The 12,517-nt window shown below is 72.4% G+C and carries 7 protein-coding genes; 4 read left to right on the forward strand and 3 right to left on the reverse strand.

Annotation, left to right across the window (positions count from 1 at the left end):
* The first annotated feature begins 26 nt into the window (after window positions 1–26).
* Window positions 27–3,371 carry a BTAD domain-containing putative transcriptional regulator gene (locus AB0L89_RS18620; protein WP_365141987.1) on the forward strand — a complete coding sequence of 1,115 codons (3,345 nt, stop codon included), beginning with the start codon at window positions 27–29 and terminating at the stop codon, window positions 3,369–3,371.
* On the opposite strand, the gene AB0L89_RS18625 is transcribed toward AB0L89_RS18620, so the two are convergent.
* Together AB0L89_RS18625 and AB0L89_RS18630 are read right to left on the reverse strand one after the other, a co-directional pair.
* Window positions 3,368–5,389 carry a sigma-70 family RNA polymerase sigma factor gene (locus AB0L89_RS18625; protein WP_365141989.1) on the reverse strand — a complete coding sequence of 674 codons (2,022 nt, stop codon included), beginning with the start codon at window positions 5,387–5,389 and terminating at the stop codon, window positions 3,368–3,370. The two genes, AB0L89_RS18620 and AB0L89_RS18625, sit on opposite strands and share 4 nt — an antisense overlap.
* Window positions 5,390–5,639: 250 nt before the next feature.
* On the reverse strand, window positions 5,640–6,413 hold the full coding sequence (locus AB0L89_RS18630) for a helix-turn-helix domain-containing protein (protein ID WP_365141991.1): 774 nt from the start codon (window positions 6,411–6,413) through the stop codon (window positions 5,640–5,642).
* Window positions 6,414–6,785: 372 nt separating this feature from the next.
* On the opposite strand from AB0L89_RS18630, the gene AB0L89_RS18635 reads away from it, so the two are divergent.
* On the forward strand, window positions 6,786–8,144 hold the full coding sequence (locus AB0L89_RS18635; protein ID WP_365141993.1) for an NAD(P)/FAD-dependent oxidoreductase: 1,359 nt from the start codon (window positions 6,786–6,788) through the stop codon (window positions 8,142–8,144).
* A gap of 165 nt (window positions 8,145–8,309) precedes the next feature.
* On the forward strand, window positions 8,310–9,989 hold the full coding sequence (locus AB0L89_RS18640) for a SpoIIE family protein phosphatase (protein ID WP_365141995.1): 1,680 nt from the start codon (window positions 8,310–8,312) through the stop codon (window positions 9,987–9,989).
* A 79-nt stretch (window positions 9,990–10,068) separates the two neighbouring features.
* Here AB0L89_RS18640 and AB0L89_RS18645 read toward each other — a convergent pair whose 3' ends face one another.
* A complete protein-coding gene (locus tag AB0L89_RS18645) occupies window positions 10,069–11,355 on the reverse strand; it encodes an MFS transporter (RefSeq protein WP_365141997.1) in 1,287 nt (428 codons plus the stop codon).
* Between the two features lie 122 nt (window positions 11,356–11,477).
* On the opposite strand from AB0L89_RS18645, the gene AB0L89_RS18650 reads away from it, so the two are divergent.
* The gene (locus AB0L89_RS18650; RefSeq protein WP_365141999.1) at window positions 11,478–12,026 is read left to right on the forward strand and encodes a MarR family transcriptional regulator; all 549 of its coding nucleotides are present in this window, start codon (window positions 11,478–11,480) and stop codon (window positions 12,024–12,026) included.
* Window positions 12,027–12,517: the final 491 nt, after the last annotated feature.

Raw genomic sequence — 12,517 nt, forward strand, 5'->3', positions numbered from 1 at the left:
GGCGGCCCACCGGGGAGAATGAGCCGGTGCGGTATCGAATCCTGGGCGCCACGGAGGCGTACGACAGCCAAGGCACCCCCCTCCCGGTGGGGGGCCAGCGCCTGCGCGCCCTCCTCGCCGTCCTCGCGTTCCACGCGAACCGCACGCTCGCCGTGAGCACCCTCATCGACGAGGTCTGGGCCGACGAACCCCCGGCCGACGCCCCGGCCGCCCTCCAGGCCCTCGTGGGCCGGCTGCGCCGCGCCCTCGGCAAGGACGCCGTCGCCTCGGACCCCGGGGGCTACCGCCTCGCCGTCGCCCCCGAGGACGTCGACCTGCACCGCTTCGAGCGCCTCACGCGCGAGGGCCGGGCCGCCCTGGACCGCGGCGAGGCGGACCTGGCCGCCCGCACCCTGCGCGACGCGCTCGCCCTGTGGCGCGGCCCCGCCCTGGCCGACCTGCCCGACCGCAGCTCATCTGCGCGCCCCGAGGCGCAGCGCGCCGAGGCCGTCCGCGCGCGGATCGCGGCGGACCTGCTGCTGGGCCGCGCCCCCGACGTCGTACCGGAGCTGCGGGAGCTGACCACCGCCCAGCCGTACGACGAGGCGTTGCGGGCCCTGCTGATCCGTGCCCTGCGCGACGCCGGGCGCGGCGCCGACGCGCTCGCCGCCTACGAGGACGCGCGCCGCGCCCTCGCCGAGGGGCTCGGCACCGATCCGGGGCCGGAACTGCGCGCGCTGCACGCCGAGTTGCTGGGAGTTCCGGACAGGCCGGGGCCGTCGGGCCCGGCCGTGTCTCCGGACGGGGCGCAGAGGTCCGGGCGGCCGGGGCAGCGGGGTGGGCGGCCGGGGCGGTCCGAACAGCCCGGGCGGTCCGAACGGCCGGAGCAGTCCGAGAGGCCCGGGCGGTCCGAACGACCAGAGCAGTCCGAGCGACCGGAGCGGCCCGGGCGGAAGGGGAACATCCGCACCCGCTTGACCTCTTTCGTCGGCCGGGAACCTGAACTCGACGCCATCCGTTCCGACTTGCACAGGGCCCGCCTCGTCACCCTCACCGGACCGGGCGGCTCCGGCAAGACCCGCCTCGCCGAGGAAGCCGCCGCCGGGCATCCGCAGGCATGGCTGGCCGAGCTCGCCCCGCTCGACCATCCCGAGGCGGTGCCCGGCGCTGTCGTCAGCGCGCTCGCCCTGCGCGAGACCGTGCTGATGACCAGCGAGCTGACCGCCCCGCAGGACGACCCGGTCGCCCTGCTCGTCGAGTACTGCGCCCCGCGCAGACTGCTCCTGCTCCTTGACAACTGCGAACACGTCATCGACGCCGCCGCCGAGCTCGCCGAGACCCTCCTCACGCGCTGCCCGGACCTCACCATCCTCGCCACCAGCCGCGAACCCCTGGGCGTGCCGGGCGAATCGGTGCGCCCCGTCGAGCCCCTCCCGCCCGACCCGGCGCACCGCCTGTTCGTCGAGCGGGCCATGGCGGTGCGGCCCGGCTTCGCCCCGGAGGAGGACGCCGAGGCCGTCGCCGAGATCTGCCGGCGCCTGGACGGTCTGCCGCTCGCCATCGAACTGGCAGCCGCCCGCCTGCGGTTGCTCACCCCGCGCCAGATCGCCGACCGCCTCGACGACCGCTTCCGCCTCCTGACCAGCGGCAGCCGCACGGTCCTGCCCCGCCAGCAGACCCTGCGCGCCGTCGTCGACTGGTCCTGGGACCTGCTCGGCGAGGCCGAGCGGACCGTGCTGCGCGAGGCGTCCGTCTTCGCCGGCGGCTGGGACCTGGCGGCCGCCGAGGCGGTCTGCACGGGCCCGGCCACGGACCTGATCGGCGCGCTGGTCGACAAGTCCCTGGTCGTCGCCACGCCCGGCGACGGCACGGGCGACGGCGGTATGCGCTATCGCATGCTGGAGACCATCCACGAGTACGCGACCGAGCGCGTCGCCGAGGTCCCCGAGCTGCACGCCGCCGCACAGGCCCGCCATCGCGCCTACTTCGGCGCACTCGTCGCCGAGGCCGAGCCCCTGCTGCGCTCCGCCGAGCAGCTGCCGTGGATCCAGCGCCTGGAGACCGAGCTCGACAACATCCGTGCGGCCCTGCAGCGCGGCCTCGACGCCGGCGCCATGGAACAGGTGATCCGCACGGCGCTGAACACCGCCTGGTTCTGGTGGCTGCGCAACTACCGCAGGGAGGGCGCCGAGTGGCTGAGCCGCATCCTGAGCCTCGCCCCGCCGGTCACCGCCCTGCCGCAGGACGACCCGCTGTACTGGCCGTGGATGGAGGCGCGGCTCCTCCATCTGTTCCTCGTGGAGGAGTCCAGGACGGCGGGATCGCTGCTCGTCGACGGCGAGGAGCGTCTGGAGTACGTGGCGCAGGTGCGCCGCGCCTTCGACAGGGAAGGGCCCGAGAGCGCCCGCTTCCCCGGTCTGATCTGGGCGTTCACCATCTTCTTCACCGGTGGCCTGCCCCAGGACGCCCGGCCCTCCCTGGAGCGGTCGATCGCCAACTGCCGCACGTACGGCGGGGACTGGGAACTCAGCGTCATCCTGATGTTCCGTACGCACATGGCCGTCGACACCCCGGGCAACCTCGCGGGCATCGACAAGGACCTCGACGAGCTCCGCATGCGGAGCAACCGCGTCGGTGACCGCTGGCTGCGCGCGCAGGTCAGCAGCGCGGTGGGCGAGGCCGCGATGGCCCGCAGCCGCTACGAGGAGGCCCGTGTCGCCTTCGAGGAGGCGCTGCGCCTCGCCTACGAAGTGGGTGCCTATGCGGAGACGTCCTTCCTGATGGCCCGGCTCGCCGAGCTCACCTATCACGAGGGCAGCACGGCCGTGGCGTCGAAGATGCTGGACGAGGCGAGCACCGAGGCCGAGCGGTACGGGGTGATGGAGTCACGGGCCTTCGTGGGGCTGCTGCGGGCGACGATGGCCCTGGACGAGGGCGACTCCACGCTGGCCCGCGAGCTGTACGAGGAGGCCCGCCGCGAGTCCACGATCGGCACCCCGCCACCGCAGTTCGCCGCGGCCCTGAGCGGCCTTGAGGCCCGGGTCGTCGCCCTCGCCGACGGCCCCGAGGCGGGCCTGCCGATCCTGACCCGGGCTCTGCGGGCGGCCGTCGCCACGCAGTGCTCCGAGGTGATCGTGGCCTCCCTGGTGGACACCGCGGCCGGATTCCTGAGCGGACTGGGCGATCACGCGCGCGCGGCCCGCGTGCTGGCGACCGCCACACAACTGCGGGCCGGCTTCCGGCGCCCGGCGCAGGCCGAGGCCGACGCGCGGCAGGTCGAGGAGCTGGCCCGTGCGGCCCTCGGCACCCGGGGCTACGAGACGGAGTCCACCGCGGGCAGCACGCTCACCCCCGAGGACGTCGTCGCGGAGCTGGCCGCGGTCGCGGGCTAGGTGCAGCGCAGCCGCGACTGCGCCCAGTCGGCGAGCGCCACCGAGTCGAAGGGCGTGTGCGGCTCGACGACCAGCCGGATCGTCTTGCGCCCGCTGATGTTCACCTGGACGGGCACCGCGGGGTCGCCGCCCTGTATCAGCGGCGACTGCCACAGCCGCGCCCCGTCCGCGTACACGGAGAAGCGCAGCTTGCCGAGTCCCATCGTCATGTCGTCGACACCGACGAGCGCGTCGTACGTCGTGCAGCTGCGGTTCAGGTCGATCGTGACGGAGGACTCGCCGTGCACGGTCACGCCGTGGGAGTACTGCTTGTCGCCGATCGACATGCCCCGGCGCTGCCACACCCAGCTGCTCTCGCCGAGCCGCATCTCGGGCTTGGTGCCGTCGCCGGTGGCGCCGTACTCCAGCTCGCTCCACTGGTAGACCACCGGCGCCGGGGCCGGCGGGGTCGGCGTCGGCTTGGGCGTCGGCTTGGGCGGAGTGGGCTTGGGCGTCGGCTTCGGCGTCGGTTTCGGGGGTGTCGGCTTCGGCCTGGGCTTCTCCTTCGCAGGGGGCTTCGGCTGCGGCTTCGGCGGCGGAGTGGGCGTCGGCTTCGGCGCGGGCGGCGGCGGAGTCGGCTTGGGCTTCGGCGTCGGGGGCGGCGGCTTCTGGGGCACGATCGACTCGGACACCGCGGGCTCCTTGGCCTTGGGCGGGTCCTCCTTGGGCTTGCCGCCGCCTCCGGTGAGGGCGATCGCCGCGGCGACCCCGGCCGCGACGACGACGCTCGCCGCGATGCCGGCCTTGGCCGGGGCGCCGAGCCCCTCGGACGCCGCGGCGCCACCGCCCGCGGCGCCACCGCCCGCGGCGGCCCCGCCCGACGATCCGCCCGCCGCGGCCGCACCCGCGGCGCCCGCGGCACCGGCGGTGACCGTGCCGCCGCCGACGAGCGCGGCCACCTTCGCGTACCCCGCGGCACCGAACCAGCCGATGACGGCGATCGGCACGACCGCGGGGATGCCGCTGGCGACTTCCTTGATCTGGCCCGCGGCCAGCCGGCACTTGGCGCACTCCTCCAGGTGCTTGCGCAGGCCCCGCTCGGCACGGGTGCGCAGGCCGCCGCGGGCATAGGCGCCGAGCCGGTCGGCGTAGCGCGCGCACTCCTCGCTCTCGGTGAGCGTGGCGCTCACGTGCGCCTGGAGGTAGGCCTGCTTGAGGCCCTCGCGGGCGCGGCTCGCGAGCACGCGCGTGCCGTTCGCGTCGAGGCCGAACAGGGTGGCGACGGCGCTCGGGGACTCCTCCTCGACCTCCGTGTGCCACAGCACGGCCTGCCAGCGCTCCGGCAGACTCCGGAACGCCTGCATGGCCATCGACTGCTCGGCCTCGTGCATCGCGAGGACGTCGGCGCCCAGGTCGAGCGTGTCGTCGTCGGAGACCTCGGAGCCGCGCGCGGCCTGCGCGGCGAACAGCGCGAAGTCGTCGACCAGTTGCTCCCGCTTCGCGGACTTCGTCCACCCGGCGGCGACCCGGCGCACCGTGGTGAGCAGATACGCACGCACGGCGTGCTCGGGCCCGCTGCCGCCGCGCACCGCCTGCAACATGCGGGCGAAGACCTCGGCGGTCAGGTCGTCGGCGGTGTGGGCGTCACGGCAGCAGGTGCGCGCATATCGGCGCACGGCTTCCGCGTGACGGCGGTAGAGCTCCTCGTACGCGGAGTCGTCGCCCGCGCGCATGCGGGAGATCAAGTCGGCGTCGGACACCGGGGCTTCGCCGGCCAGGGGCGCCGAGGCACCCGGGCCGCCCCCGCGCTGCGGAGGGACGCTGGGATCGGCCGCGCCGGACACCGCACCCGCGGAGCTCCCCGGGGCGCCGGACCCTGCCGGAGTGCCGGACCCGGCCGGGGTCCCGCCGCTGCCGCCGGGCCCGCCCTGACTGGGCACCTGCTGGGAGGGCAGCCCGCCGGTCTCCGTGCCGCCGCTTCCCGAGGAGGGATCCTCGCCGAACCCGGCGGACGGCTCGTCCCGACCGTCAACACTCATCGCGGAACGCCCCCGGTTGCACACTCAGACCCGACCACCGGGAAAGAGTGCCACACGGCCGCGCTCCGGCCGAGAGCCGAGACGGGCAACCACCCGTCCGGGGCGACTTCCCGAAATCGAGCACTACCGTTCACTCATTCGGGGAAGGCTCAACATCCGCTCTCTGACGCGAAGTTGAGCCCTCCGCCGCATGACGTGTCCCGGAAGCGCCCGGAAAGCCCGGGAAATCGACCGGATCCGACCGGATCCGCTACGAAGCGGGCCGCGAGCGCAGCCCCTCCAGCAGGATGTCGAGCAGCCGCGAGGACGCCGCCGCCTGCTGCGCCGCGTCCGGCAGCGAGGGCGCCGCCGTCGCTATCACCAGCAGGACGTCCGACACCGTCACGTCCGCGCGCAGCTCGCCCGCCGCACGGGCGCGCTCCACGAGGCGGCCGACGACCTCGAGCAGCGTCGCCGCCCCCGAGTCGTCGCCCACGCCGGCCGACTCCTCGGCCGGCGCCTGGCGCTGTTCGATCAGCCGCAGCTCGGGGGAGTCGGAGAGCGACTGCCGCTGCTGCGGCACCCGCGCCTCGTCCTCCTTGGCGGCGCCGTCCTCGACGCTCACCCGCAGCACCTGCGGCGGCAGCAGCCGCCCCGCGCCCGAGGCCACGGACGTCCGCAGGAAGCGCGACAGCGCCGACCACGGTTCGTCCTCCTGCCCGAGCGCCGCACGCGCCTGGTCGGTCAGCCGGGACGTCTCTTCCTCGGCTATGCGCCTGACCAGCACGTCCTTGCTCGGGAAGCGGCGGTAGACGGTGCCGACACCGACCCGCGCGCGGCGCGCCACGTCTTCCATCGGCGCGCCGTAACCCAGCTCGCCGAAGACTTCGCGTGCCGCTCGAAGTACATGTTCGAGATTGCGCTGTGCGTCGACACGCAGTGGTGTCGTGCGCGCTCCTTCCCCCATGTCTCGTCCGTTCCCGCTCGGGGCGACGGCTGCTGCCGTCGCTGCGGCGGAAGTCCAGTGGGTCTCCTGAGTGTGCATATACGTTCCCCCGGTAATGACGTCTCCCCCCGGAGACACTCCCCGTCATTGACAACCGGTGTGCGAGGAGTGAGCCCTGCCACGAGCCGGAACCCCGACTCGACGAGCGCATCCCCCGACACCCCGACGTCACACGAACATAGTTGAGCTGGGGTCAATTCAGAAGAGGTGGGTTCCGCACGGCGAGCCCCCCGATCGGAGTACGCACCTTTTCAGGCCTTATTGCACCCCACCCCCGTACCCCCCTCACACGTGCTGACCTGCACTCCTTTCACACCGGACGGTGAGCCTCCGGGCGTGGGGGAGGCACCGCGTCCGGTCACACAAGTTGCCGGGCCTGTGGACAAACTCCCGAGCCGGGTGCGTCATGGGATGGTGAAGGAACCTGTGCGCATTCTCGTCGTAGGCGGCGGCTACGTCGGCATGTACACCGCGCTGCGTCTTCAGCGGAAGCTGAAGCCGGAGCTCAAGCGGGGGACGGCCGAGATCGTCGTGATCACCCCCGACCCGTACATGACCTATCAGCCGTTCCTGCCCGAGGCGGCGGCCGGCTCCATCTCGCCGCGTCACGTCGTCGTCCCGCTCCGCCGTGTCCTGGACAAATGCCGCGTCGTCGTCGGCGAGGTCACCTCGCTCGACCACGCCAAGCGCACCGCGACCTTCACCACTCTCGCCACCGCGGAGGAGGGCACCGGCGCCGTCGACATCAGGTACGACGAGATCGTCCTCGCCCCCGGCTCCATCTCGCGCACCCTGCCCGTGCCCGGCCTCGCCGAGTACGCCATCGGCTTCAAGACCGTCGAAGAGGCCATCGGCCTGCGCAACCACGTCATCGAGCAGATGGACATCGCCTCCTCGACCCGCGACCCCGCGATCCGTGACGCGGCCCTGACCTTCGTCTTCGTGGGCGGCGGCTACGCGGGCGTCGAGGCGCTCGGCGAGCTGGAGGACATGGCGCGCTATGCCTCCCGCTACTACCACAACGTCAAGGCCGAGGACATGAAGTGGATCCTCGTCGAGGCGTCGGGCCGGATCCTGCCCGAAGTCGGCGAGGAGATGGGCAAGTACACCGTGCGCGAGCTGCGACGGCGCAATATCGATGTACGCCTGGAGACCCGCCTTGACTCGTGCGAGGACCGTGTCGCCGTACTGAGCGACGGCGCGCGCTTCCCCAACCGGACCGTCGTGTGGACCGCCGGCGTCAAGCCGCACCCCGTGCTGGCCGCCTCCGGGCTGCCCCTGAACGAGCGCGGCCGCCTCAAGTGCACCGCCGAACTGACCGTCGACGGCGCCCCGCACGCGTGGGGCGCGGGAGACGCCGCCGCCGTCCCCGACGTCACCGCCGACGCGCCCGGCACCGAATGCGCCCCCAACGCCCAGCACGCCGTCCGCCAGGCCAAGGTCCTCGGCGACAACATCACCGCGTCCCTGCGGGGCAAGCCGCTCCAGGAGTACCGGCACAAATATGTCGGCTCCGTGGCGTCCCTTGGACTGCACAAAGGTGTCGCGCACGTCTACGGACGCAAGCTGAAGGGCTACCCTGCCTGGTTCATGCACCGCGTCTACCACTTGAGCAGAGTGCCGACCGTCAACCGCAAGTCCCGTGTGCTCGCCGAATGGACCCTGTCCGGCCTGTTCAAACGCGAGATCGTCTCCCTGGGATCGCTCGAGCACCCCCGTGCGGAGTTCGAACTCGCGGCCGGTGGCGAGCGCCCGAAGGAGTCCCCCTGACCGGAGTCAGGAACTACCCGAACAGGACCGGCGTCTGACGGATGTCAGTCCGGTCGGTCAGACTGTTCGTGTGACCATGGGCAGGCCGTCAGGCCGACACCAGGGACGTCCGCTCTCGACATGCTGTGTTCCCGATCCAGAAGCGACACCACGAGGCCTACCGCAGTGAACTTCACGCGCTGGAGCGCCCGGCTCCCCGGAACGCAGCGCCGCGCGGCAGCGCGGACCGAACAGGCGGTCCCCGCGGCACCGCGCGGGGACGGCTCCGTCCCCGCGGCCCGCGCCGAGCATCCCACCGACGGCGCGGACACCGGCCCGCCCGAAGGCCCCGGCGGCATCGACGAGCTGCCCGTCCGCGAGGTGCTCGACCGCATCCCGGCCCTCGTCGCCCTCGTGCACGGCGCCGACCACCGCATCGCGTACGTCAACGACGCGTACGTCGCCGCCTTCGGCCCCCGCCCCGTCGGCGAGCCCGCGCGCGAGGCGCTGCCCGAGCTGACGGAACTGGGCCTGCTGCCGCTCCTCGACCAGGTCCTGCGCAGCTCGAAGCCGCGCACCGTCAAGTCCCGCAAGGCGCCCTCCGGCCGCTCCTACAGCGTCACGTGCACGCCTGTGACGCTGCCGCTCGGCGGCTCCGCCGCGGGCCCCGAGGAAGGCGGCGGCGTCCTGGTCTTCGCCGCCGACGTCACCGACCACGCCGAGGCCGCCGAGCGCCTGCGCGCCAGCGAGCGCACCCAGCGCGAGACCGCCGTCACCCTCCAACGCTCCCTGCTCCCGCAGGAGTTGGAGCAGCCCGACGACCTGCGCATCGCCGCCACCTACCAGCCGGGCGGCACCGAGGCCGCGGTCGGCGGCGACTGGTACGACGTGATCACCCTCGGCGGCGGCCGCACCGCCCTCGTCATCGGCGACGTCATGGGCCGCGGCGTGCGCGCGGCGGCCGTCATGGGCCAGCTCCGCACGGCCGTGCGCGCCTACGCCCGCCTCGACCTGCCCCCGCACGAGGTCCTCCAGCTCCTGGACGGCCTGGCCGCCGAGATCGACGCCAGCCAGATCGCCACCTGTGTCTACGCGGTGCACGACCCGAACGAAGGAAGCCTCGTCTACGCGTCCGCCGGGCACCTGCCCATCCTCGTACGCGACGAGAACGGCACGATCCACCGCGCGGAAGAGCCCACAGGACCCCCGCTCGGCACCGGCGGCTGGCTGCACACCTCCGGGGCGGTGCCGCTCGGCCCCGGCTCCACCGCCGTCCTCTACACCGACGGCCTGGTCGAGCGGCGCAGCGAGGACATCGACGAGGGCGTCGCCGCCCTGGAGCGCGCCCTGTCCGGCGCCACCGGCACACCCCAGGTGGTGTGCGACCGGCTGATCCGCGCCCTGGGAGTGACCGCCGACCACGACGACGACGTCGCCGTCCTCGTCCTCCAGCACCCGGCCCGCACCGGCCAGGACGCCGAGCTGTTCAGGAACGCCGCCCTGGAGCTCCTCGGCGGCGTGGAAGCGGCGCCACGCGCGCGTGCCTTCGCCACGGGCGTCCTCGCCAGCTGGCGCTTCTCCCCGGAACTGCACGACCTGGGCGTCCTCGCCGCCAGCGAGCTGGTCGCCAACTCCCTCCAGCACGGCACCCCGCCGATGCGGCTGCGCCTGCGCCGCACGGACCGCCGCCTGATCATCGAGGTCACCGACGGCGACGACCACCTGCCGCGCCGCCGTCGGGCCGAGCCGGCCGACGAGGCCGGCCGCGGCATCGCGATCGTCGCCACGATCGCGTCGAACTGGGGCTCGCGGCGCACACCGGGCGGCGGCAAGGCCGTCTGGTGCGAGTTCGCGCTCCCCAAATAGGCCCCCCAGGACCCGTACAAAAAGAGTAGGAGCCCCCCTCACGGGGGGCTCCTGCTCTCGGGGGACGGGGCTATGGGGTCTACGCGGTCGCCGACGCGGGCTCGGCCGCGGCCGGACCGCCCTGCGCGATCACCGGGCTCTTGGCCAGGGACGGCTGGTTCTGCACCGGCGTGAGCCGGCGCCCCAGGCGCACCGCGAGCAGCGTGATGCCCAGCGAGAACAGAATGAACGTCACGATGTACGGCGCGTGCAGCGCGGCACCCATGGGGCCGCCCACGGCCGGACCGACCGCGAGGGCCAGCTGCTTCACCAGGGCGAAGGCCGAGTTGTACTGACCGACCATGCCGCTCGGCGCCAGGTCCGCGACCAGCGGCGCGACGGTCGGCGACAGCATCGCCTCGCCGAGCCCGAAGAGGGCGTACGTCGAGATGAACGCGGCGGTGGCCATCGCCTGGCTGCCGTGCCCGAGCCCCGCGTACCCCGCGAGGATCCACGCGAACGCCCAGATCAGACCCACGGCGGCGATCACCCTGGACCGCTTGCGGCGCTCGACGAACTTCAGGACGGCGAACTGCGCGATCACGATCATCGCCGTGTTGGCGGCGAGCGCGATGCCGAGCGTCGAGGGCGAGATGCCCGCGGCCTCCACGCCGTACGCGGAGAGCCCCGACTCGAACTGGCCGTAGCAGGCGAAGAAGATCACGAAGCCCAGCACGCACAGCTGGAGCATCGCCTTGTGCCGCAGCAGCGCACGCATGCCGCCCTGCGGGGCCGAGGCGTCCTTGGGCATCGCGTCCTGGATGGACGGCGCGTGCGGCAGGCGCACGGTCACCGCGATGGCCGCGAGCACCAGGAACATCACGGACTCGATGGAGAACAGCAGCGTGAAGCTGGCCGGACGGCTCTCGTCGACGATCTGGCCGCCGATGAGACCACCGATGCCGAGACCGAGGTTCTGCAGGAAGAACTGCATCGCGAAGGAGCGCGTACGACCGGCCGGCGTCGAGCACCAGACGATCATCGTCGCGAGCGCGGGCTGCATGACCGCCGTACCCGCGCCCAGCAGGGCCGCCGAGAGGATCGCCGTCGGCTCGCTGCTCGCGAACCCGAGCGCGATCGCGCCCACGGAGGCGACGACCGCCGCCCCCACGAGCACCGGCAGGGGGCCGCGTCGGTCGATGACGCGGCCGGTGATGGGCAGGACGATCAGCGCGGCCATGGCGAAGGCGGCCAGCACGATGCCGGCCGCTGTAGAGCCCAGATCCCGCACCTGCGCCACATAGACGTAGAGGAACGGGACCGTGAACCCGATGCCGAACGCGCTCAGCGCGCTGCCTGCCTGAATACGACGCATCGCTGCGCCCATCGCCCTGGTCACTTTCACCTGCCTTAGGAGTTAGACGTGAAGACTTCGAAGCTAAAGTTAGGATCTAAACAATACACACTGAAGGACTTCGATGCCAAGCGGGCCCGTGCCATACTCGGCCCATGGGTGACACCCCCGGCCCGACTGAGCCGACACTTGAAGAGCAGATCGCCGCGTACCAACGGGAGTTCCAGGACCTCGACCCCCAGGTCGAGGAGATCGTCTCGGCCCTCGGCCGCCTGAACCGCCGCATGAACGTCGCCTACGGCCGACAGACGGCGACCCTCGGCATCAGCAACGCCGAGTGGGAGGTCCTCAAGGCCCTCGTCCTGTCCGGTGCCCCGTACCAAATGGGCCCCGGCGAGCTGGCCAAGCGCCTCGGCCTCACCCCCGCCGCCATGACCCACCGCATCGACCGCATGGTCGGGGAGGGTCTGGTCACCCGCGACCGCGACGAGACCAACCGCGTCCGCGTGATCGTGGAGCTGACCGCGGAGGGCCGCGAGAAGTGGCTGGAGGCGATGCGCCTCGCGACCGTCTTCGAGGAGGACCTCCTCCAGGACCTGTCCTCCGAGGAGCGCGGCGTCCTCGGCGAGGTGCTGACGCGCCTGCTGCGCCGCGTGGAGCACGCCCAGCCGGACGCCGGCGGCCGTCTCAGCGACCTCGACTGAGGACCGCACAGCGGGGGGTTGACAGTCACCCGGCGGATCCGTAAGGTTCTTCGGGTTGCCACGGGGCCGTAACGGTTCTGCGACAGCACCTCCCGCCGCTCGAAGCGGCAAACCAAACTCTGCACAACCTCCCAACGGAACGAATTTGGCGTGCCCGAATTCAATTCCAGGACTCGATTATGAGTTGCGGGGAAGAACCGCTAGAGTTTGAGACGTCGGAACGGCCCAACAGCCGCGAAGACAAACCCCGCTGACTGGGAGTCAGGCCCGAAAGGATCTGATAGAGTCGGAACCGCCGGAAAGGGAAACGCGAAAGCCGAAAGGCCGGAGCGGGAACCGGGAGGCACCGAGGAAATCGGACACGAAAGAGTCTGATAGAGTCGGAAACGCAAGAACAAAAGAAACACCGAAGGGAAGCGCCCGGAGGAAAGCCCGAGAGGGTGAGTACAAAGGAAGCGTCCGTTCCTTGAGAACTCAACAGCGTGCCAAAA

This window comes from Streptomyces sp. NPDC052114, from assembly GCF_040680155.1.
Taxonomy (GTDB): domain Bacteria; phylum Actinomycetota; class Actinomycetes; order Streptomycetales; family Streptomycetaceae; genus Streptomyces.